The 20122-nt window shown below is 60.4% G+C and carries 24 protein-coding genes and 3 pseudogenes; 13 read left to right on the plus strand and 14 right to left on the minus strand.

Going from position 1 to position 20122, the window contains the following annotated elements; translation table 11 throughout:
- The coding region (locus tag J6525_RS42505; protein WP_225644121.1) for a hypothetical protein at positions 1-212 on the minus strand (212 nt) is incomplete at its 3' end.
- A 1037-nt stretch (positions 213-1249) separates the two neighbouring features.
- On the opposite strand from J6525_RS42505, the gene J6525_RS42510 reads away from it, so the two are divergent.
- From J6525_RS42510 to J6525_RS42540, 7 genes and pseudogenes are all read left to right on the plus strand, one after another.
- The gene (locus tag J6525_RS42510; protein ID WP_141343425.1) at positions 1250-1432 is read left to right on the plus strand and encodes a YegP family protein; all 183 of its coding nucleotides are present in this window, start codon (positions 1250-1252) and stop codon (positions 1430-1432) included.
- Positions 1433-1437: 5 nt separating this feature from the next.
- Positions 1438-1740, plus strand: a complete 303-nt coding sequence (locus J6525_RS42515) for a hypothetical protein (RefSeq protein WP_225649124.1) — start codon at positions 1438-1440, stop codon at positions 1738-1740.
- Between the two features lie 589 nt (positions 1741-2329).
- A complete protein-coding gene (locus tag J6525_RS42520) occupies positions 2330-2551 on the plus strand; it encodes a hypothetical protein (protein WP_225649125.1) in 222 nt (73 codons plus the stop codon).
- Between the two features lie 572 nt (positions 2552-3123).
- Entirely contained in the window at positions 3124-3354 is a 231-nt protein-coding gene (locus J6525_RS42525) for a hypothetical protein (protein WP_225649126.1), read from the plus strand.
- Positions 3355-3446: 92 nt separating this feature from the next.
- A complete protein-coding gene (locus tag J6525_RS42530; RefSeq protein WP_225649127.1) occupies positions 3447-3713 on the plus strand; it encodes a hypothetical protein in 267 nt (88 codons plus the stop codon).
- A gap of 122 nt (positions 3714-3835) precedes the next feature.
- Positions 3836-4704 (plus strand): annotated as a pseudogene (locus tag J6525_RS42535) (site-specific integrase).
- A complete protein-coding gene (locus J6525_RS42540; protein ID WP_225649128.1) occupies positions 4705-5901 on the plus strand; it encodes an IS91 family transposase in 1197 nt (398 codons plus the stop codon).
- Here the strand turns inward: J6525_RS42540 and J6525_RS42545 are convergent.
- The 3 genes and pseudogenes from J6525_RS42545 to J6525_RS42555 form a co-directional block, all read right to left on the minus strand.
- On the minus strand, positions 5896-6069 hold the full coding sequence (locus tag J6525_RS42545; RefSeq protein ID WP_225649129.1) for a hypothetical protein: 174 nt from the start codon (positions 6067-6069) through the stop codon (positions 5896-5898). The genes J6525_RS42540 and J6525_RS42545 overlap by 6 nt on opposite strands.
- 1111 nt (positions 6070-7180) lie before the next feature.
- Positions 7181-7447, minus strand: a pseudogene (locus tag J6525_RS42550) (integrase core domain-containing protein); the annotation flags it as partial.
- A 65-nt stretch (positions 7448-7512) separates the two neighbouring features.
- Positions 7513-7911 (minus strand): hypothetical protein, encoded by a 399-nt coding sequence (locus J6525_RS42555; protein WP_225649130.1) that lies wholly within the window; start codon positions 7909-7911, stop codon positions 7513-7515.
- 211 nt (positions 7912-8122) lie between these two features.
- Between J6525_RS42555 and J6525_RS42560 the strand changes: the two genes are divergently transcribed.
- Positions 8123-8374 (plus strand): hypothetical protein, encoded by a 252-nt coding sequence (locus J6525_RS42560; protein ID WP_225649131.1) that lies wholly within the window; start codon positions 8123-8125, stop codon positions 8372-8374.
- A 315-nt stretch (positions 8375-8689) separates the two neighbouring features.
- Here J6525_RS42560 and J6525_RS42565 read toward each other — a convergent pair whose 3' ends face one another.
- Together J6525_RS42565 and J6525_RS47140 are read right to left on the minus strand one after the other, a co-directional pair.
- A complete protein-coding gene (locus J6525_RS42565) occupies positions 8690-8998 on the minus strand; it encodes a hypothetical protein (RefSeq protein ID WP_225649132.1) in 309 nt (102 codons plus the stop codon).
- 99 nt (positions 8999-9097) lie between these two features.
- The gene (locus tag J6525_RS47140; protein ID WP_283848687.1) at positions 9098-9229 is read right to left on the minus strand and encodes a hypothetical protein; all 132 of its coding nucleotides are present in this window, start codon (positions 9227-9229) and stop codon (positions 9098-9100) included.
- 202 nt (positions 9230-9431) lie between these two features.
- On the opposite strand from J6525_RS47140, the gene J6525_RS42570 reads away from it, so the two are divergent.
- Positions 9432-9596, plus strand: a complete 165-nt coding sequence (locus tag J6525_RS42570; protein WP_225649133.1) for a hypothetical protein — start codon at positions 9432-9434, stop codon at positions 9594-9596.
- Positions 9597-9884: 288 nt separating this feature from the next.
- Here the strand turns inward: J6525_RS42570 and J6525_RS42575 are convergent, their stop codons facing one another.
- On the minus strand, positions 9885-10070 hold the full coding sequence (locus tag J6525_RS42575; RefSeq protein ID WP_249796354.1) for a recombinase family protein: 186 nt from the start codon (positions 10068-10070) through the stop codon (positions 9885-9887).
- A 969-nt stretch (positions 10071-11039) separates the two neighbouring features.
- Here J6525_RS42575 and J6525_RS42580 point away from each other — a divergent pair.
- Complete coding sequence (locus J6525_RS42580; protein ID WP_225649135.1) at positions 11040-11267, plus strand: hypothetical protein; 228 nt, start codon at positions 11040-11042, stop codon at positions 11265-11267.
- 992 nt (positions 11268-12259) lie between these two features.
- Positions 12260-12520, plus strand: a complete 261-nt coding sequence (locus tag J6525_RS42585; RefSeq protein ID WP_225649136.1) for a hypothetical protein — start codon at positions 12260-12262, stop codon at positions 12518-12520.
- A gap of 316 nt (positions 12521-12836) precedes the next feature.
- On the opposite strand, the gene J6525_RS42590 is transcribed toward J6525_RS42585, so the two are convergent.
- The 3 genes from J6525_RS42590 to J6525_RS42600 all read right to left on the minus strand — a co-directional run bounded on the left by J6525_RS42590 (position 12837) and on the right by J6525_RS42600 (position 13921).
- Complete coding sequence (locus tag J6525_RS42590) at positions 12837-13016, minus strand: hypothetical protein (protein WP_225649137.1); 180 nt, start codon at positions 13014-13016, stop codon at positions 12837-12839.
- Positions 13017-13208: 192 nt separating this feature from the next.
- A complete protein-coding gene (locus tag J6525_RS42595) occupies positions 13209-13406 on the minus strand; it encodes a Flp family type IVb pilin (RefSeq protein ID WP_225649138.1) in 198 nt (65 codons plus the stop codon).
- A complete protein-coding gene (locus J6525_RS42600) occupies positions 13403-13921 on the minus strand; it encodes a hypothetical protein (RefSeq protein ID WP_225649139.1) in 519 nt (172 codons plus the stop codon). Before J6525_RS42600 ends, J6525_RS42595 begins: the two co-directional genes overlap by 4 nt.
- 204 nt (positions 13922-14125) lie before the next feature.
- Between J6525_RS42600 and J6525_RS42605 the strand changes: the two genes are divergently transcribed.
- The gene (locus tag J6525_RS42605) at positions 14126-14347 is read left to right on the plus strand and encodes a hypothetical protein (protein WP_225649140.1); all 222 of its coding nucleotides are present in this window, start codon (positions 14126-14128) and stop codon (positions 14345-14347) included.
- A gap of 245 nt (positions 14348-14592) precedes the next feature.
- Here the strand turns inward: J6525_RS42605 and J6525_RS42610 are convergent, their stop codons facing one another.
- Together J6525_RS42610 and J6525_RS47750 are read right to left on the minus strand one after the other, a co-directional pair.
- Positions 14593-14745 carry a hypothetical protein gene (locus tag J6525_RS42610; protein WP_225649144.1) on the minus strand — a complete coding sequence of 51 codons (153 nt, stop codon included), beginning with the start codon at positions 14743-14745 and terminating at the stop codon, positions 14593-14595.
- A gap of 139 nt (positions 14746-14884) precedes the next feature.
- A pseudogene (locus tag J6525_RS47750) lies at positions 14885-15100 on the minus strand (DNA circularization N-terminal domain-containing protein); the annotation flags it as partial.
- 209 nt (positions 15101-15309) lie between these two features.
- On the opposite strand from J6525_RS47750, the gene J6525_RS42620 reads away from it, so the two are divergent.
- On the plus strand, positions 15310-18669 hold the full coding sequence (locus tag J6525_RS42620) for an adenylate/guanylate cyclase domain-containing protein (protein ID WP_225649141.1): 3360 nt from the start codon (positions 15310-15312) through the stop codon (positions 18667-18669).
- A 63-nt stretch (positions 18670-18732) separates the two neighbouring features.
- On the opposite strand, the gene J6525_RS42625 is transcribed toward J6525_RS42620, so the two are convergent.
- A complete protein-coding gene (locus J6525_RS42625) occupies positions 18733-19452 on the minus strand; it encodes a hypothetical protein (protein WP_225649142.1) in 720 nt (239 codons plus the stop codon).
- A gap of 263 nt (positions 19453-19715) precedes the next feature.
- Positions 19716-20122: ATP-binding protein (locus tag J6525_RS42630; protein WP_225649143.1), on the minus strand; the 407-nt coding region annotated here is incomplete at its 5' end.

Here is a 20122-nt window from a genome sequence, read left to right on the forward strand (position 1 = left end):
AAGCGCTCATTCAGGATGTTCCAGTCGATCAGCGCTGCCAACCGCACCAGCGGATGACCCATGTCGATGATCTGATCAAGCGCCGGAAGCAACAGGTCTTTCTGGCGATCATCCCGCGGCTTGCTCATCGCATTCCCCAATGTCGACGACGCCGTCAGGGAATCACGAATCACCCAAAAGCAAAACCTAAAACGCAAGAAAGCGAGGTCCAATACCCCGCTTTCCTGCAAAATCGAATACTACATCAAGACCAATTCTGCTTATTTCTCAAGTCAATCCGCTTTCTTCACGGACGACTTGTGACGGCCATGTCAGCGAGGAAGATCAGCAAGAGGCCGAGACAGAACAAGGGCGTGCATTCTCCACCCATTTCACGCATCTCTGGGCGCGTCAATCCCAAGCGGACTGCAACTACGCTGTTCTCAGCGCTGAACGTTAGCGGCGACGTGACAAGGCGCCCGTCGGTATCGGCCGAGCAGACGCCGTCCCTGTCTTATGTCACGCGCCGCTAGACCTAACCTCAGTGGCCAGCCACGGCCTCAACTTGCGATGGTAGCCGTCCCGAGGGATGGGCCCCCAGGCACGTCGAGGGTCTGCATTCTTCGTGCCAGGCAATAATCGGCAGTGCGCACCGTGCTTGTGTTGGCTTTGTCCACTTTGCGACCTGGTCAGGTCGCGATCCTTGCACTCAGGCCTGTCCGCAGCGGCGTCATATCCACGTTGTCCTCTCGGTAGCTATGATCCGCAAGCTGAAGGAGCTGCGTCAGGAGATGAGGCGACGGATGCACCAACGGCTCCGCGACCAGCACAGGTGGTTGGCCGCGGTGCTGCGTGGGCACTACGCCTACTTCGGCATCCCTGGCAACAGCACCTGCCTATCGCTAACCGTGGGTCACCGTTTCGGATAGGGGATATACGTCCACCGAGTATGCTCGAATAAGCGCTCCGAATTGACTATCGTCGGAGACTGGATGTATTTCCACCTGGATCGAGACGGGCGTCAGGAATGGCGTTGGACATTGTAAGCGGCGAATAACTACAAAATTGCCAACTCTGGCGAAGGCTATCGCCACAAGACTGATGCTGTCGCTGCCACTGGGCTGGTCCAAGATACGAACGACAACACTCCGATCAAGGAATGAAACCCACCACTGAACGGCCGTACACTGCCGTTTCTGATAGGGGATGTAAGTCGCCGAACGTGGTCAAATGAGAGGACTTCGGAACTGACCGTCGTCGGAGACTTCCAATGTATTTCGAACTCTACCGAGACGTGCGTGAGCAGTGGCGCTGGAGGTTGCACGCCGCGAATGGGCCGAGTATCGCAAATTCTGGTGAAAGCTACCGCAACAAGAATGATGCTATCACTGCCATTAATATAGTCCAAGCTACAAATGACAAGACTCCGATCCGGGAAGAAGGAAGCCGCTAACATCGGTGATGGCTGCGACGTTATTCGCTACGTTCGAGCCGAAGCGTCAGGGCGCGATCATCAGTTTCCTTGACAATAATTCCACCAATTTCGACGGCCTGAGCGAGCTTGAAAACTTGGTGAAGCGGATCGGCCCTCCGAAATGGCCCTGGACGATTGACGCTGCTTTAGCCGCGCGGGGCAATGCAATTTTTGAAAGGGATTCCGCTGAAGGGGGATGTGGCGGGTGCCACGGGATAGAAGACGGAGAGCAACGCTTTCCATTCGTCAAAACGTGGAGAACTCCGGTCGAGAACGTTGGTACCTGATACACGAGAATACGACATCCTCGCCTGGAAAGCGAATACGGGCGTGCTGAAGGGAGCGTACATTCCCTTCGCGACCGCCCCCCTCAAGGAGAACGATGAGATTCTTAACATTCTTGCGATCTCGGTCATTGGTTCGATCGCGGAACACGTGTTGGCCGGCGGCGCCCCTTCAACAATGCCCGGGTGGCAGCGGCGCCAGATCCGGGATCGTCGGACACACCGGAGTCTCTGGGGTTGGTGCGGCTACAGTCATTCTCGTTCGCACGAACTTGGCCGCCTTACGATCGGTGGCGACCAAGCGTTAAATTTCAACAGAAATCACCGACGAGATCTGGTAGTCGACATGGCAAGTTCTCGATGTTTCAAACGACCATTGGCACCATGGTTGCCGGAGTTGCTTAGGGCGCTATTACTGCGGGTGGATCACACACAAAAAGCGACCACGACCGCGATCGCTTTCTCGATTCATTGGATCGCGTTCACGAATGAGTTTCGCCTTGCGAGAACTTAAGTGCCTCACTCACATCGGGAGGGGCTTGACATCCAGGCGCCACTCGACGCCATCGTCGAAAATAGCGACGCTTCGGGAATGCGCTATCTCGGCGGCAAGGGCCGCATCTATCAGCGTCTGATTTCCATGATGCCTCCGCACCGGGTCTACATCGAGACGCACTTGGGTGGCTGCGCAATCCGGCGCGCCAAACAGCCCGCCCAGCGCAGCATCGGCGTGGAGATCGGCCGCTCCGTGGTCGCCAAGCGGCGGCTGGATCCCAGGCGGAGATCGTGTATGGCGACGCGCTCGAATTCCTGAAGACATACGATTTCGTCGGCGACGAACTGGTGTACTGCGATCCCCCTTATCTGCCCGATACCAGGCAGCGGCGGCCAAAGGCCTACTCGGGTCGACTATCGCGAGAACCACCATGTCGAGCTCTCGCCGTCCTTAGGGCTCTGCCCTGCCCAGTCATGCTCTCAGGCTACCCGTCCCAGCTCTACGACGCGGCTTTGCTCGGATGGAGAGGGGGCGAGATCGACGCGGCGACGCACGTCGGCGCAGTGACCGAGATCGTGTGGATGAGCTACGGCACGCCGCTGGTGCTGCACGACCATTCGTCACGTCGGTCGCGGCTTCGGCGATCGCAAGGCCGCCGTTAAGCGCCGCCGCATCCGCCTTGTCTCGCGAATCCGGACGCACCTTCCTGAGGGCGTTACAGGGTACGGCCACGCGGACACCAGCGTCGCTCGTGATCTTCGAGGAGGAGGGAAGCGAAAGGCTACCGATCATTATGCTGACCCGTCGCGTCGGCTCAGTGCGGCGGCAACATCCAGCGAAGCTCGATTGCGTCCGGCTCTCTCCGCAATCGCCTGGTGCAGAAGGCAGCGATGCTGAAGCCGCAGCCGTCCTCCATTCAGTGCCAGCGCGTCGCGACGCTCCTCGACGTGCAGCAGCGCCCCGACGGCGGGGATTCGGCTACGGTGCTTCTGTTGCGCCCCGATCAGATGCGCTTCTGGTCACGCTCGGCTGCGCTACGGGGCGCCGACCGCCTCCTTGCGAGCGCCGTATTCTCGCACCCTGATTCCGGACCGCGGCAACCGGGCGGCAAATCGAAATGAGCAGAAGGCCAACGATCGGCGAACTCCGTTGGCCCGCGACTCCTGCATTCGTCGAGGCAGCGCAACTGCTTGCCGAAAACGTCGTCGAGACAATGACCAACGCGTTGTGGAGGGGGTACGACAGCCTGCGTGCCGACGTCCTGGCCGTGCTTGGCGAGTACGCGCCGGGCGACGAGATGGAGCGTCAGGTCACGCAATTGCTCCACCTCGGCGTGACGGATTCACCCGCGGGCTTCGAGCCTTTCCGCTGCAGCCATGCCAACCGCGAGTTCGTGAGCAAACTCCCTGCGCCGGCCCAGGCCCCGAAATACGATCTGGCGTTCGTGCGGCCTTGCACCTTCGGAACGCTCGACCGGTGATGCCGTACGCTGGCGGTCATTGAACGAACCCGCTCCGCGGGAGGGCGAGGCCATTTATCTGAGAGGCATCTGTTTGAGAGGATTGGGCCGCAAGTCCGTTCCTCTTAATCCAGGAGTGCCTCATGGCCACGATGAGTTCGAGCCCGCTGCGCCGCCGCATGATCGAGGATATGACGCTGCGCAACTTATCACCGTCGACGCAGCAATCCTATGTGTACGCGGTTGCGAACTTTAGCCGACACTTCGGCCGATCACCTGACAAGCTCGGCCTTGAGCAGGTGCGCGCGTACCAACTGCACCTGATCGGGTTGAAGCGGTCGTGGACTCACATCAACCAAGTGACGTGCGCGTTGCGCTTTTTCTATGCGGTGACGCTCGGGCGCAAGGAGGCGATTGAGAACATTATTTCGGCCCGCGAGCCGATCAAGCAACCGCTGGTGCTGAGTGCGGAGGAAGTCGCCCGTTTCCTGGAGGCTGTACCGGCCCTGCGCGACCGCGTTGCGCTGGTGACGGCCTACGCTGCCGGGCTACGGGTCGGCGAGGTCAGCCGCCTGAAGCCCAGCGCGATCGACAGCAGCGCATGCTGATCCTGATCACCGCCGGCAAGGGCGGCAAGGATCGTTACGTGATGCTGTCGCCGCGGCTGCTCAGCATCCTGCGATCCTACTGGTGTCTGGCCAAACCGCGCCATTGGCTGTTTCCGGGGCGCAATCCGGACGATCCGGTGAGCGTCGCCACGCTGCAAGAGGCTTGCCGCAAAGCTCGGCAACATGCCGGCCTCGATAAGCGGGTGACGGCACATGTTCTGCGGCACAGCTTTGCTACTCACCTTTCCGAGCGCGGGACTGATATCCGGCTCATCCAAGTCCTTCTTGGCCATGCGCGATTGTCATCGACGGAGCGCTACACGCAAGTCGCAACCAATCTGATCGCACGGGCCAGAAGTCCGCTCGACGATCTCGACGCACGATTGAGATCTCGGCCCGAGTAGGTGCCCGGCGCACGTCCGGCGTTCGAGGTGGCGGACATCTTCCGCCAGCACGGCGACGCGTTCCGCGTCGCCCACGCCGGGCACCTCAGCCGATCCCAGCTGCGCGTGATGGGCGCCATCGAAGCGTGCCGGACTGCCGCGCTCGGTGGTCACGTCGAGTGCTGTGTCGACTGCCGGCACCAGCGGATCTCCTACAATAGCTGCCGCGACCGTCATTGCCCGAAGTGCCAGAGTACGGCAGCCCGCGAGTGGCTCAGCGCCCGCGCTGCCGACCTGTTGCCGGTCGAGTACTTCCATGTGGTGTTCACGCTGCCGGCGCCGGTGGCGGCGATCGCCTATCACAACAAGGCGACCGTCTACGCGATGCTGTTCGAGGCAGCGGCTGAGACTTTGAAGACGATTGCGGCCGACAAGCGGTACCTCGGCGCTGAGATCGGTGCGATCATGGTGCTGCACACCTGGGGCCAGACGCTGACCCATCACCCGCACGTCCACTGCATCGTGCCGGGCGGCGGGCTGTCGGCGCACGGCGATCGCTGGATCGCCTGCCGACCGGGCTTCTTTCTGCCGGTGCGCGTGCTGTCGCGTCTCTACCGCCGGCTGTTCCTGGAGAAGCTGAGGGCTGCTTATCGTGCCGACAAGTTGCGTTTCTTCGGCAATCTGAAGCACCTCAGCGATCATTCAGCGTTCGATGCAGTCCTTACGTCGCTGCGCCGCATCGAATGGCTGGTCTACGCCAAGCGACCTTTCGCCGGCCCCAAGCAGGTTCTCGCCTATTTGGCTCGCTACACGCACCGCGCTGCCATCTCCAATCACCGGCTTCTCGCAGTCGATAATGACGGCGCCACCTTCTCTTGGCGCGACTATCGCGACGGAGCACGGATGAAGTCGATGACGCTCGCGGCCGACGAGTTCATACGCCGGTTCTTGTTGCACGTCCTGCCCGATGGTTTCCAGCGCATCCGCCACTATGGATTTCTCGCTAACGGGCATCGCCGTGCCAAGCTCATGCTGATCCGTCGCTTGCTTGCGGCAACGCCGCCTTCGATTGCTGATCAGGCGCCCGAGCAGCAGCCTGCGTGCGCAGTCGCAGACACATCCGAACGACCGCCATGCCCCTGTTGCGGAAGCCGCATGGTCGTTATCGAGATCCTTCCCGGACCTCGTCGGGGTAATCGGACGCCGGACACCTCATGAACCCAATCGCGCACGATAGTTTTCGCCGATATCACTGCTACCACCGCTCTGGCCGACAGCGGGTCGGTGCTCGCCCAGCCATGCTGCAATTGCCGTTGCAAGCACGATTCCGCTCTTATTGCACACCGAGCCGGCCGAGCCGACTCGGCTGCGCACCAATCTGTCCATTTACCCATCCCCAACTGATCGCGGATCGCGCACGTCTGCGGCGCCCTCAATCCCCATAACCGCTTGAGCTCCCGGCCCGCGGCTTCGTTCAACCCGGCTTGAGCTGCGTCGCGCTCGTGCCTGTGTCGCGCATCCTCAAGCGCGACCCAGCTCAACCCTAAAGATTCCAATGTTCTCATTTGGGTTGGCATGTGACGAAGCGCGTCATGGGAAGCAGGCAGCACGATGCATTCGCGCTGCAAGGGATCAGCAGGTTCCCAATATTGAAAGCCTCGTGCGGATAGCTCTTGATGCGCGGTAGTATTAGGCTGTTCGACCACACGCTCCACTCGTTGACTGCATGCACCGAAATCGCCCGCACCTCATACGTCATTGTTCCAAGAGTAGCCATCGCGTGAGAAGGTTCCGTATGGATCGCTCGAACGCCAAATCGGAGCGTTTGCCGATACAGGCGCAGCAGACGATGGCCTGGCTTCATTCACAGCCTGCCTGAATACATTATGATCCTCCTGTGTGCGGACGTACCCCGTTGGGGAGCCCGGCGAGCCGGCACCGTTTATCCGATTGGAATCCATAATGCTCTCCTTGCTCTTGTTCGAACAAAGCCTCTTGCCGATCCGTCCAGCAGGTACCCGACTTCGCGACCAGTCCAGTCATAGGTGGCATCGGCTTCTAGAGACCAGGTTCGAACGCCAGGAAGGTTGGCTTTCGAGAAGCAGACTGGAATCTCGACATAGAGATCTTGATTCGTTGCATGCTTCCGATGAAAGTCTGTGATCGTAACGAACTCGTCGAGGAGTGCCCCTTTTCGACACGGCTAGATATCGTGTAGCGCCGCGCCAAAGCGCGGCCTCAGTCCCTTGCGCGTCGCCATGCTTAATTGCCTCATCGTTGCCCCTGCGCTTCATTGCTATTGGGAAGCAATCTATGTGAGGCAACAACTCAGCATTCAAGAGCTTTCTGGCGACGCAATGCGTTTACGTTTTTGAAAGGGTTCGCTGCTCGGTCCGATACGCGAGCGCCGAGCCACGTCGCTTACTGACTTCACTATACAGCGCGGGCGCGGTAGGGACAGCGTCGGCTTCAATCGGCCTAACCTGCCCCTGAATTTTCATCCAGCGGCAGTTAGAGTCTCGGGGGGTTGTACGCCTTGCGGCGCGGTGGAAGCAACGGGCGATCGGCGGAGCTGGTCGGGGTTGCGCAGCCGAGCGCCCGTTGCGGTGAGAGAGGCGGCGTAGGCCGCGGGCGTGAGGTATTGCAGCGAGGAATGGGGGCGTTCGCCATTGTAGTCGGCGACCCATGCCGCGAGTTTGGCCCTGGCATCGTCGAGACCGAAGAACAGCGTCTCATTCAGGAGCTCGGCACGCATCCGGCCGTTAACAAACGAAACTTGCTGGCGATTCCGACTTCGAATTGATGCCACACACTGTCTCGGCGCGATGATCACGCCGTTCCGGGCGGCTTTTTCATGAGCCCCGTCGATAGCCCGACAAATCCTTGCCGAAGACCTTCGGAGAATTCTCCAATTCTCCGAAGCTCAGTGCCTTGCTGGACTACATCAAAGTCAGAGATCGTTACGTAGGCCCACCACCTACGGTGATGTGGTCCATATTCGAGGCTAAATTTAATGTCTGTCACCTGCGCATCTTTATCGTCCGGATCGTGATGGATTAAGCGGATGACAGGTAGCGCTCTCCCGAGCCTGACACCGATCAAGGTGTCGGCCAGATCGGCAATGCCCTTTATCTCTTCGAGCGCAGCCTTCGCGCCATCGATATCGTCATCCGTCTCCGATGCCGCGTTGAAAGTGCGGAGACGCTGGATTGCTCGAACGGGGTCCATTGCCAAGCCTCCCGACCGGGCGACGCTAGTCCCGAAGCTTACGATGGCTCATTAGCATGAACGTCGAAGGAGCTCCGCTCTAGCTGCCAGTATTGGTGGGGTCCACCGTGCGCAATCAGGGTTGATGACATGCCTATCCGATGGCTCCGAAATTGCTGGATGGTCGCTCACGGCCACTGCTTGGGAGCGCAGCAACATGGATGGTTGGATAGTGACGGTCGCCGTCTTCAAGGAAGACGGCGACGACGACGAATTCAGGCACATAACCTACGTGGTTGCCGTCGCTGACCCGGCGGAAGCGGTGAAAATGACCATAGCTGAGTCCGGCGCAAAGGCCGCAATGCTCAACTGCCCGATCGAAGAGGAGCAGCTGCAAAGGCTCGGCGTGAAACCTGGTAGACTTATGGTCGTGCACGATGAGCAAATTGATCCACTCATGTCGCGACGACGTCGACATCACTAGATGCGCGTCCGATCTCGTCCAGCAGTGTCCGGTTGTCAGCATTCCCGTTCGAAAAGCCACGCTAACAGTAGCGGCGCGCGTGTGAAAAGCGCGCCGTTTTGGCCTCTCGCGGCGCGTGTGAATGTCTGGCACGCGGCTTGCTGAGCCAGGCACGGCTTGGTCTTTCTTGAATGACCCTCCCGAGGGGCCAAGCCTCCTGCTTAGCGTAACTACGTGCGGGCGGTCCATGCAGCCGTCCGCACGCTTTTGCTTGGCGCCCCCCCCTGACATAGCGGCTGGCACGCGAGTTGCTGGAAAGTCGGCGGGCTTGGTTGCTCATTTTACCCCCAGAGGACCAAGCTCCGCGTAGCCAACTTCGCGCGGGCGGTGCCTCCATCTGCCCGCGCATTTTTTCGCACGCCCTCCCCCCTCGAAATCGGGCCGGGCTCGATCTACGACGCCTTGCCGATCAGTTCTTTTTGCATGCCCTTTGAGATCGCTTTTGATCTCTGCTCCAAGGGCCTTGATGTCGGCTCGGATTGAATCCGTCGCGCGCACGAACTCGTCCTTCTTCACGTAGTTGTCGCGCCCGTAGATTTCGACTTTGCGGACCTTCTTCTCGACGTCGGCGATGTACCGTCGCATGGCTGCACCAACCTCTCCGAAATTGTGGTCTTGGGTTTTTTGGTCTGCATCGAAACGCCGCTCTAGCCCATCGATTTTGTCGATGATCTTTTCGCGTTCCTAGTCGATCTCTTCTCGGACGGCCGCCCGCATTTGCTCGACCGCGCGCCCAAGGCTGAATGCACCGAGTATCCAAGTCCCGATGAAGCCAAGAGCGCCCAGCCCCAGCGTCACCCGTTGGTAGGTCGTCATTGCGTCTCCTAGCCGTCCGCCGAAATGCTAGGATATTCCCAGCGCCCTGCTCCTCACCGTTTGATGATGCGAGCCACGTTTTCAAACGTACGCTTACCGAAATAGAAGCCCATCACCGAAGACTACCGGAACGCTTCTGCACAATGTCAGCTCCCATGCGGCGCAACTTGGATGGGCGCTGAGGGAGCTGGGCATCGGAATAGTGAGCGAGCGCGGTCCTGACGGCGGCGTCACACTGCGACTGACGACCTACCGCAGCGACGCGCAGCTCAGTGTGGTTGCCGATGAGCTGATGGAGGGCATCACGGATGGTTGGCAATCGGCCGACGAGTGCCCGGTCATCGACGGTAGTGAGGAGGCCGAATGATCGTCCGCCTTTCCGCGGTCGCTGCGTTTGTCCTACTCGCGACAGAAGCGTTCGCGCGCGGCGGCGGGCAACGGCCTCTTGCAGGCGCTCAGGCACCTTGCGCTGAGCATAATACGTCCCGTGCCTGTCCTTGATCAGTCCCATCAGCGCGCGCATCGAATACTACGTCTTAGTGCTACCACCTGAACGCAGCCAAAGCCATGATTTGCTTGATGTTCTTGATCTATCAGCGCTTCTTGAGTCGCTGGCGCTCCCTAGCGGAATCCCACCCATCTTCCTTGAGCGAGGTCACGACGGCGAGCAGGTCTGACAGTGGCCGAGCCGGTCGAGTTTCCACATGTCCAGCACGTCGCCTCGCCGGACGAATTCGAGCGCCCGCGGCAAGCCGGTGCGGCCGTCCTTCGCGTCCGAGACGTGATCCTCGAACACGTGACGCGGATCAACGCCGGCGGCGAGCAGCGCATCGCGCTGCAAGTCCGAGCTTGGGGGTCGGAGTCCGGCGTTGGCAGCGCGTGGCGGCAGGGTTTTCCGCGTATTTTTCGCCACCAGGCGATTAGCTTAGGGGGCTACTACAAGATTCGGTAGCTGGCTAAAGCCAAATTGAGGCCCTAGGGTCCGGCCGCCCGCCGGAAAGTTTGCCGATCCTCCAATGGCTCGGTATCAAAACGTCAAACTCACTGTGATGAACCACTAGCTATGGCGTCGTTCGTGAAGAACCAGCGCGGCGCCCGGCTCAAGCGATGTTTTCAGCCGGGAGGGTATCGAGGAATGTGCGGATAGTGACGCGTAAGAGTTCAGCGATGTCTGCAACAAATACCGGATCACCGCGCTTGACGGGCCGAGTCGTCTTGAACTGCATCAACCCACGTACCTGTCCGTTAAGCCGGACTTGCGGTTCGGCGTCGACCGTGAAAAGAACTTGAGCCTGCGTTAGATTAAACGGCAAAACCAAAGCTCGAACGCGTGATTTCCGGTCACGTCAAAACCAGGGCTACTATCGCTGCACATTCATGCAATGAGTTCGGTCACCACGACCCTCTCGCCAACGTTAACGGGTGCGTAGTCTGAGCGCATTCATAGCTTGATGAGGCCGCGCTCGGCAGCCATGCAGCGGGTGCTGACTTCGAGGTAGAGACGGCCTGCACGGATGGCTTGCTCACGAGCCCGAGGGCTTTGCCCTAACAGCCGTTGCAGCCGCGCCCTACGCCACTGCTCCACGCGACGAAGTCGTGCAAGGATCGCCGGCTCCTCTACAACGCTAACCCGTTTCTTCCTCGTCACTTCGGCCTCTCCCTTTAAGGTTGTGAACGTGCCGCACGGAGGGAAGAGGTTCCCGGAATGCTACGGAGGTCATGGGCTCAAAATCCTCGATAGTATGCTTGTGGCCATCAGTGCTGGGCGCGTCGTGGCCCCGGATCGCGCGAGCCGAGGAGGATGACCACAATGGCAACGGATGACCTCGAACGGGGACTTCAAAAACTGGCCTCGGACTGCTTCAAAAAGGAAGAACCGTTTACAGCATTCAAGACGTTCCGGAAGCGGGCGATTGCTCTTTTCGGAGACGCGGCGAGACCGCTATTGGACCGAACCTTTGCCCGGGCGCAGCGAAATGCACTTAAAGGCTCGGCGCGTTACCCAAGCCCGACACGTAAACCGAAAGGCTCCGGTTGACGGTCCGGGACGCGCGCCACGATGAGGGCTTAGATGACCCCGCGCTCAACGGCCACGCGACGCGCCCCAACTTCGCGAAAGTGGCGTGCCGCCCGAATTGCTCTCTCATCGTCTCGGGCAGGATCAGCGAGCAACCGCTGGAGACGCGTCCAGCGCCATTCCTCGATGCGTTTGAGCCGTGACAGCATCGCCGGCCGCCCTTCAACGCTGATCAGCATTTCCCTCGTCACCCGTCCGCCCTCGTGAGATTGCGATCCTAGCCCAACCTGCGGCGCGGAGGAAAGGAAAGAGGTTCCCGAAATGACTGGCGCGCGGCGGGACCTCGCTTTCAGCCGCGTACGGCGGCGTCATTAGCCGTACACGTCCGATCCCGTTCAACCGGTCAGGTTGACGACATGCGCGTTCGGAAGCCGCACGAGTAGTTAGCTGGCGTGCTGTGATAGCGCGCAATTTGCTTCCCCTCCTCTTTCTGATCTTTTGGCACGCGGGTTGCTGAGCCATGCATGGCTTGGTCTCTTACTGACTGACCTCGTGAAGGCCAAGCCTCGCATCGCAACTCGCACGGTCGGCGGCCCCCGCCGTCCGTGCGCTTTTTCTGACGGCGCGATGATCAGCCGAGCGCGTGGCATCATGATCGTCTGGCACGCGAGTTGCTCAGAGACGTACACGGGCTTGGCTACTTATTGCATTCGCGCCACCCCCTGCGAGCCGTCAAGCCTGCTAGCGCGGGCAGTTCCGCCAAACACCCGCGCTTCTCTTCTGTCGTGCCGTGGGTCTCACGGCGAAGCACTGTGGAGATCATGGCATGACACGGGAAGAGGCTTTGAAGAACGCCATAGTGGCAGTCAAACAATACTCTCGGGGAAAGATCACAAAGAGCGCCGTACTTGCCGCGATTGAGAAGCTTCAAGCCACTAGGCCGTCACTTAGGCCGCCGCCTCGAAAACGGAAGCTCTCTTTGATAGATCAGAACTGAGATGGCAGCAGGATGGATGGTTTCGGTCGGCGTCGTCAAAGACGGCAAGGTTCGATATGTAACTTATGCCGTCGCTATGGCTGATCAGGCGGAAGCCGTGAAAGCCTCATTGGCTGCCAGCGCCGGTGACGCAACGATCGTGAATTCCGAACTCAGCGAAGCCGATTTGAAGGGCCTTGGGCTGAAGGCTGGCGAGCTTGTGCCCATATACGATGATCGCAACGATCCGCTGATGTCGCGCACGTGGCGACCTATCCGACCGCGCGGCACAAATTAGCGGGCAGCCGCCGGGATCAATGTCACTTGGTCGGAAAGAGCAGTGGCCCATATCAGAAGGTCCCATAATGTCAGACCTCGCACGTAAGGTCCGCCGTATGGCTCGGCAGTGTCCCCCATAAGCTCGAAGCTTTGTGGGCCGGTTTGTCGGACCTTCTCTAGGCATCGGTGCCCGTTGCGCTCGAAAACTCTCATGGCAATCATGCTTCGCACCTCGATCGTTCGGATTGTCCACTCTATCAGTTCGGAGTGATTCGACCAAAAACGAGAGGCCGGCGCAGTGGCCGGCCCCGTCAAACTTCAATGACTTGATGTGCTCAGCGGAAGTACGTTGTGGTCACTTCGATATCCGATTCAAGGGGCTGACGGTTGTTCAAGTGAGCGTCCACAATCCGGCGCGCAACCAACTGCGTAACGATATCGCCGAGATCGCGAGCCGCCGTGAGAACCGTCCAGACCTCAGCAAGTAGCGCTTGGCGCTCTGGCGTGATGGACATTTCCCTGCCCTCCTCAAGCCGAAACGACACGGATAGGAGCCCCGGATATCGTCGCCTCGTATTCACCAATGAACCGGCCATCTATTGACGCTCCTATGTGCTTTTCGATGTACTAACGAGGCGGGCGCGAACCGCCTCAATGAACTCAGCTGCTGTCACCCGAATGATCTCATTGCTCTGCATGGGGTGCCCTCAGCCCAGGTACGCAGCGATGTTTTGGAAGGCGTTGTCGAGCGTTCCGCCGACGCTGGAGACGATGGCAACGATCGCGAGAGCGATGCCGGCCGCGAGCACGCTGTACTCAATCGGGTTGACGCCGCGCTGATCGCGGGCAAAGGGCAGGATCACAGCACCCGTTGCCGGCAAGCGCAGCGGCCGGCGCTGTCTCATCCGATCCGGAGAAAGTGTGACTTCGCATTCGGCATCGCGATCGCGCTCCGTCTCGGCGAGCACGAGCCGCACCTGTTCGCGAGTGGCCGCCGCGAGCCGATGACCTTCTTGCCGACGCCGTAGGCGGAGATGACCTCTTGCGCCACCTGGACGACGTTCTTCTTGTCGAAGTTGCCGGTCTTGTGGTCGACGCTCGACTTGGCCGCCTGCGCCGTGGCGCTCTTGCCGATCAGCATCACGCCATGCTGGTAGGCGACCTGCCGGGTCTCGATGAACCCGGTGATCGCGAGTTGCCCCGCCAGCATGATCGAGCAGGCTTCGTCGGGCTTGAACTGCAGCCGCGTCCACAGCGGCACCTTGCCTTGAGCAGTGGCGACCAGCATGTCGCGCTCCGCCGCCGTGAACCGAAACCAGTGAACCGCCTCGGCCCATTGCTTCTGCACCCAGACCGATTCCCAATCGTCGAACTTGATGCCGTTGACGTTGAGGACCGCGATCTCTTGGGGCTTCGGCATCGATCAGGCCATAGCGCTTGCCCGGTGATCGGGCTGAACGCGGGATGGACGATCTTGTTTTCGTCGCGGACCTCGTCGGCGCGCAAAGCATCGTCATAGAGCCGATAGGCGAGCACCAAGATTGGCAGCACATCGGCGAACCGGGCACTTGAGCATCCGCGGCAACGGCCGCGCGGTCTCGATCAGATGATTGGTGATCGCCGCATGCAGCCGGACCAGAGCCTGACAGCTCATCGAGTCCATGTCGTCGGCTGCGATTTCCTCGGCGTCGGCGAAGGGTTGCTGCAGTCCGTTCTTAATGGCGACAACGTCCTGTCGACTGACGAACGACATGCTCGCGATGATCGCGCCCTCAGTCGCGAGGCAGACTCGAATGCAGGCGCGTTCTTGACCAGCGTCGCGCCGAGCGAGGCGGTCGTCTCCTGATCGAGTTGCGCGCGCACACTTTCAATCTGCTGCAGCGTCACGCCGGAAAGGCGCGTTATGTTGAGGCAGAGATCGAGCGGCGGGCCGAGTTCGTCGGCAACGGCGAGCTTCATCGCATTGGCGCGGGTGTCGCCGATGGCGGTGCGTGCCTCTGACCCCGCCCTGGCCTTTTGGCGGCACCGTCGCGATGAGGTTCTCCAGCATGCGGTCGACCAGCGCGGCGGCCTCGGAGGGGACTTGCCGGTTCATGCTTCGACCCCCGCTGCGGTGGTGGACTCCCGCGACAGAACGCGCAGCGCCTGGGCGCGCATGTTCTCGCTGGCGCTGGTCAGCGCGCCCGCCGTGTCGACGGATGGCGCCCAGCGCCGCGGATCGATGCCGTATTCGAGGAACGTCATGTACGAAGGCGCAATAGCCGCCGAACCGTTCTTCCTCCGTGATTCGGTAGCGCGAGCAGACGACGAGCTGCGGCGGCTGGATCGGCAGTTGCAGGACGCCCGGACGTTCGTCCTCCAGCACGTCGATCAGAAGATTGCGCGCCTGCCGGTAGTCGCGCCGAAACAGGAGGATCTCGCTGTCGGAGGGATAGACGATGCAATAGCCGCGCACATTGAACTCGCGCGCCTGTCGGCCCATGTCCTCGGCGTAAGGCAGCTCCTTCTTCGGGAATTCGTGCTCGACGATCCGCCGCCCGCTCTCTCGCAGTGAAAGCGCGCGTCGTCGTAGGACGCAGGCATGAGCTGGTCGCACCATGCCGATGGCACGTCGAAAATATTCGCCATACGACCCTTAGGGGTACTCATAAAGGCGTAGATGTCGCCTCTGGCGACCAAGCGGAAATCTTGCGATCAGTCAGAGCATGACCGCTCGTGACCTCCAACAGATCTCACTTGGCAGCGTCAACGGATGTGTCTTCTCGGGCCTCTCCACGATGCTCTCATTGCACAAGCCGTAGGTATACCATGATAGGTATTGCAGAGTGGCTCGCATCGATCGGTTTGGGAGAGTACGCCCAGCGTTTTGCCGAGAACGCCATCGATCTCTCAGTCCTCAGCGACCTCACCGAACAGGACCTCAAGGACCTTGGTGTCCTGCTTGGGCACCGGCGCAAGATACTGCGCGCGATCGCAGAACTTAAGGATGATGTCCTAGCATCAGGTCAAACCGGAGCGAAACCAGCGCCACGCGGTAGCGCCGAGCGGCGCCAACTCACGATCATGTTTTGCGATCTGGTAGGATCGTCAGCACTTTCGACCCGACTTGATCCGGAGGACTTGCGCTCGGTAATCGGCGCCTATCACGGCTGTATCGCGGAGGTCATCGCCCGTAATGAGGGTGTCATCGCGCGATACATGGGGGACGGCGTGCTTGCATATTTCGGCTATCCCCAGGCGCACGAGGATGATGCCGAGCAGGCGACACGCGCGGGTCTGGCACTGGTCGATGCCGTGGCCAACCTCCAGTCAGATGTCGGCACCAAGCTACAGATCCGCGTTGGCATCGCCACCGGCATGGTAGTCGTGGGTGATCTGACCGGGGAAGGCGCGGCCAAGGAGCAGGCGGTCATTGGTGAGACACCGAACCTGGCTGCTCGGCTGCAGCAGTTCGCCGAGCCCGGTACGGTGCTGATCTCCGAGCGCACGTACCAGCTCACCGATGGATATTTCAAGTTCCGGTGTCTCGGCTCCATCACACTTAAAGGATGGGCCGAGCCAATACCTGCCTGGCACGTGCTCGGGATAAGCGGAGTGGAAAGCCGCTTCGAGGCGCAGCACAAGACGCGATTGACACCGCTCATCGGGCGTGACGAGGAGATCGAGCTGCTGTCGCGGCGCTGGCAGCATGCCGCGTCAGGCGAAGGCTGCGTGGTGGTTTTAACAGGAGAGCCAGGTATCGGTAAGTCGCACATCGCGCTGGCGCTTCAAGAACGGCTCAGCGTGGAACCACACATTACGTTGCGCCATTTCTGTTCGGCGCACCACACCAACAGTGCGCTGTATCCATTCATCGCCAATCTTGAGCATGCTGCCCGGTTCGAGCGAGGCGAAACGCCGACGGAGAAGTGTGCCAAGCTTGAAGCCCTGCTGTTGCGGTCTGGCGCTGACCCAGACTCTCTGGTGCCGGCTCTGGCCAACCTTCTGTCGCTTCCGGTCAGCGACCGCTACCGCCAGCCCGAGTTGAGTCCGCAGAAGCGCAAGGAGATGACGTTGGCAGCGTTCTTGGCTCAGCTCGGCGCATTGGCGGCGCGGCAGCCGGTGCTGATCATCTTTGAGGATGCCCATTGGGCGGATCCGACTTCGCTGGAGCTGCTCACGGTTACACTGGAAAAGGTGCCGCGACTTCCGGTGCTGATGCTCATCACCGCGAGACCGGAGTTCACGCCGCCCTGGCCTGGTCATGCACATGTGACAACGGTCTCACTTACGCGGCTGAACCGGCGCAACGGGGCGGCATTGGTCGAGCGCGTCACGGCCGGCAAGACGCTCCCAGAGGAGGTCATGGACCAAATTCTCGCCCGTACCGATGGCGTGCCCTTGTTCGTGGAGGAACTGACGAAGGCCGTGCTCGAAACCGGGCTGTTGCAGGAGCGAGACGACCACTACATGCTCAGCCGTCCGTTACCCTCGATGGCGATTCCCGCGACATTGAGCGCATCGCTGATGGCCAGACTCGACCGATTGGCTCCGGTGAAGTACGTGGCTCAGATCGGCGCCGTTGTGGGTCGCGAGTTCTCCTACGAACTGCTGAGCGCCGTTACCAAGTTACCGATGCAGACGCTTGAGGAGGCGCTTGCCCAGTTGGTTCGGGCGGAGTTGATATTCTGCCGGGGTGAGATACCCCGGGCGATCTATACCTTCAAGCATGCGCTCGTGCGGGACGCTGCCGAATCGGGACTTCTGAAGAGCCGACGCGCGGCACTGCATGCCAGCGTCGCTGACGTCTTCGAGCAGCGGTTTCCGGAGATCGTGGAGGCTCAACCCGAGACTCTCGCGCTCCACCTGACGGAGGCTGGACTGTTCGAAAAGGCAGCGGAATATTGGCTCCAGGCAGGCAAGAAGACGGCCATGCGCTCCGCCAACCTCGAAGCCATCGCACACTTGCGCAAAGGCATCGCGGTCTCGGCGCATTTGGCCGACGGTCCAACGAAGGACAGGCTGGAGCTTGATTTTCAGTACGCCCTCGGGCCCTGCCTCATCGCCACCCAGGGCCCGGCCTCGCCCAAGGCTGTGGCGACCTTCACGCGCGCGCGCGAGCTGTGCCAGCGCCTTGGAGATCCTCCCGAGCACCTGCAAATCATGTTCTGGTTGACTACCGCGAGCGTCATTCGTGGTGAGTTGCCGGTCGCCGAGGAAATGATCTCGGCGCTGCTCGATCTCGCGGCGGCGCGGGGCGATCGACCAACGTTGCTCAACGCAATGCGCGGGCAAGGGATGATTCGCCTTTTCATGGGACATCTCGAAGGAGCCGACGAAGTGATCGTTCGGGCTTTCGAAGCATTCGAGGCAAGCAACGAGCAGGACAGATTGGCGGCGCGTGCCGCCGGCCAGGATGCGGGCGTGGCCGACCTTGCCCTGATGTCATGGGCGCTCTGGCTGCTGGGCCGCCCCGATACCGCACTCGCACGATTGGATACCGCCGTTCGGCGTGCCGACGTCATCGGTCATCCGCATTCGCAGGCCTATGGATGCTACTATGCGTCCATTCTCCACGCTCTTCGGGGCGAGTTCCTGGCTGCGCACGGTTACGCCGAACGCTGTCTCGCCTTGTCGGAGGAGCACGGATTCCGGCAATGGAGAGGGTTGGCGCGCGCCGTTCGGGGGATAAGTGCCACCTTTCTCGATCCTTCGTCCGCCGCGCTCGCGGAAATCCAGGCTGCGATGAACGAATATCGCAACGCGGGCTATCAGCTCGGCATCACGGCCCTATACGTTCTCCTGAGCCCGGCCTTGTTGTCGAGCCGTCAGCGCGAAGCCACGCTCGAGCTGATCGAACAAGGTCTTGCCACAACCAGCCGCAATAGCGAGCGGATATTTGAGGCCGAACTGTATCGACTGAAGGCGCGTGTGCTGCTCTTCGATGACGTACCGGGAACCTGCGCCGAGGCGCAATCACTGTTCGAGCGCGCACTGACAACTGCAAGAAGCCAACACGCCAAGGCCCTTGAACTTCGAGTTGCAGTTGACCTCGGCGCCTTGTGGATCGATCAGGGCAGACGCAATGAAGCGCTCGATCTGCTCGCGCCCATCTACGCCTGGTTCGCCGAGGGTTTTGAAACGCAGGATTTAAAGCAAGCAAAGGCGCTGCTCGACCAACTGCAGTAATTCGGCCTGGACTATTGATATTGGAGTCTGGTTCAGCGGTCGGAGAGCTACTTTACTTTGGTACTACGTGTCCGCTCGCTCCTGACATCTATGATACATATCTTTCACCTTTTGCCATCCCTCTTTGTCGTTTTTCTCCGGATGCTGATTTATGAAGTGTGGTCCATCATGCGGGTCGAGATCTGCATGTGCGTGATACCTCTTGATCGCTTGTTCCGCAGCGGCTCTTCCCAACTCTCGCCCGTTATAGAGGTTGCTGTGATTCCACTTGAAACTGATGTGCCCGGGCACCTGGATCTCGACGACTACGCCTTCCCATTTCGGTTCGTCGTACTGCACGTGATATTTGAAGATCCGGACGTCATCTTCGCCAACCGTTGCTGCGAATAGCTGGCAGAGATTCGCCAGGGCATCATGAAGGTCTTTCGGTTTGCGGACCTGCTTTGAATCAACGATCCTGCTGACCCATATTTCGTCCAGCGTATCGTTCGGCGGGTTATGGTGCTCCTGGAGCAGGCTCTCGAAGTTGACGGTGTCGACCAGCGCTCCTTCGCAGTATGTAACCTTGTCGATCTCTACCGTTTCTTCGACAAAGGGAAGGGCTGAACACGCGCACAAGCTGCGCGCGTCGATAGGCACCTTGTACTGTTTGGCTTTTTGGTCGGCTTGCTTGGGCATTTCGCGATTGAAGAATAACGTGAGCTTATGCTCGTCGAGATTCCAGGCGTTGTGAAATATGAATGGTTTAGCCGTTTCAATCGCCTTGAAGTTTATGCTCTTCATGTGCGGATTCCGATGATCTCGCCCGGGTGTACCGATTTGATCTCGCCCAGGATTCCGAGATGATCTCGCCCACCATTCCGATTTGATGTCGCCCGGGGCGCGAGGCGTTCTGGCTGTTTGGTTTCTGGCATCGGTGAAGCCGCGGGGTCAACCTTGAATCGCGGCTTGAGGCCCTTCTTCGTCTGCTGTTGGTCTGCTGTGGGCATGTGGGCAACGCTCTTTGCGTTGTCCAAGCGCAGCGGCATGTCCACAGCGCCACTGGCTCAGGCCTTTCGATCGGGTTTGCGGGTTCGCCGCAGGCTCTCGCCGTTGAGATCGATCCGGTGGGCGTTGTGGACCAGGCGGTCGAGGACGGCATCGGCGTAGGTGGGCTCGCCGATCAGCGCGTGCCATTGATCGACGGGGAGCTGGCTGGTGACGGTGGTGGAGCGGCGGCCGTAGCGGTCCTCGAGGATCTCGAGGAGGTCGTGGCGGGCTGCGGCGTCGAGCGGCTCGAGGCCCCAGTCGTCGAGGATGAGCAGATCGATGCGGCCGAGCGCCCGCAGGAGCCGCGGGTGGCGGCCGTCGCCGCGCGCCAAAGCGAGATCGGTGAACAGCCGCGGGACACGCTGATAGAGCACGGAGCGATTGTCGCGGCAGGCCTTGTTGCCGAGCGCCGAGGCGAGCCAGC

The sequence above is a fragment of the Bradyrhizobium australafricanum genome, assembly GCF_020329495.1.
GTDB lineage: Bacteria > Pseudomonadota > Alphaproteobacteria > Rhizobiales > Xanthobacteraceae > Bradyrhizobium > Bradyrhizobium australafricanum.

What these genes read in the sequence shown, in the direction of transcription:
- J6525_RS42510 (WP_141343425.1), top strand. Translation starts at nt 1,250, where the DNA reads ATGTATTTCGAACTCTACCGAGACGTGCGTGAGCAGTGGCGCTGGAGG.
- J6525_RS42520 (WP_225649125.1), top strand. Translation starts at nt 2,330, where the DNA reads ATGCGCTATCTCGGCGGCAAGGGCCGCATCTATCAGCGTCTGATTTCC.
- J6525_RS42525 (WP_225649126.1), top strand. Translation starts at nt 3,124, where the DNA reads ATGCTGAAGCCGCAGCCGTCCTCCATTCAGTGCCAGCGCGTCGCGACG.
- J6525_RS42530 (WP_225649127.1), top strand. Translation starts at nt 3,447, where the DNA reads ATGACCAACGCGTTGTGGAGGGGGTACGACAGCCTGCGTGCCGACGTC.
- J6525_RS42545 (WP_225649129.1), bottom strand. Translation starts at nt 6,069, where the DNA reads ATGGACAGATTGGTGCGCAGCCGAGTCGGCTCGGCCGGCTCGGTGTGC.
- J6525_RS42555 (WP_225649130.1), bottom strand. Translation starts at nt 7,911, where the DNA reads ATGGACCCCGTTCGAGCAATCCAGCGTCTCCGCACTTTCAACGCGGCA.
- J6525_RS42565 (WP_225649132.1), bottom strand. Translation starts at nt 8,998, where the DNA reads ATGCGACGGTACATCGCCGACGTCGAGAAGAAGGTCCGCAAAGTCGAA.
- J6525_RS47140 (WP_283848687.1), bottom strand. Translation starts at nt 9,229, where the DNA reads ATGACGACCTACCAACGGGTGACGCTGGGGCTGGGCGCTCTTGGCTTC.
- J6525_RS42580 (WP_225649135.1), top strand. Translation starts at nt 11,040, where the DNA reads ATGGCAACGGATGACCTCGAACGGGGACTTCAAAAACTGGCCTCGGAC.
- J6525_RS42585 (WP_225649136.1), top strand. Translation starts at nt 12,260, where the DNA reads ATGGTTTCGGTCGGCGTCGTCAAAGACGGCAAGGTTCGATATGTAACT.
- J6525_RS42590 (WP_225649137.1), bottom strand. Translation starts at nt 13,016, where the DNA reads ATGTCCATCACGCCAGAGCGCCAAGCGCTACTTGCTGAGGTCTGGACG.
- J6525_RS42595 (WP_225649138.1), bottom strand. Translation starts at nt 13,406, where the DNA reads ATGAGACAGCGCCGGCCGCTGCGCTTGCCGGCAACGGGTGCTGTGATC.
- J6525_RS42600 (WP_225649139.1), bottom strand. Translation starts at nt 13,921, where the DNA reads ATGCCGAAGCCCCAAGAGATCGCGGTCCTCAACGTCAACGGCATCAAG.
- J6525_RS42605 (WP_225649140.1), top strand. Translation starts at nt 14,126, where the DNA reads ATGCAGCCGGACCAGAGCCTGACAGCTCATCGAGTCCATGTCGTCGGC.
- J6525_RS42610 (WP_225649144.1), bottom strand. Translation starts at nt 14,745, where the DNA reads ATGACGTTCCTCGAATACGGCATCGATCCGCGGCGCTGGGCGCCATCC.
- J6525_RS42620 (WP_225649141.1), top strand. Translation starts at nt 15,310, where the DNA reads ATGATAGGTATTGCAGAGTGGCTCGCATCGATCGGTTTGGGAGAGTAC.
- J6525_RS42625 (WP_225649142.1), bottom strand. Translation starts at nt 19,452, where the DNA reads ATGAAGAGCATAAACTTCAAGGCGATTGAAACGGCTAAACCATTCATA.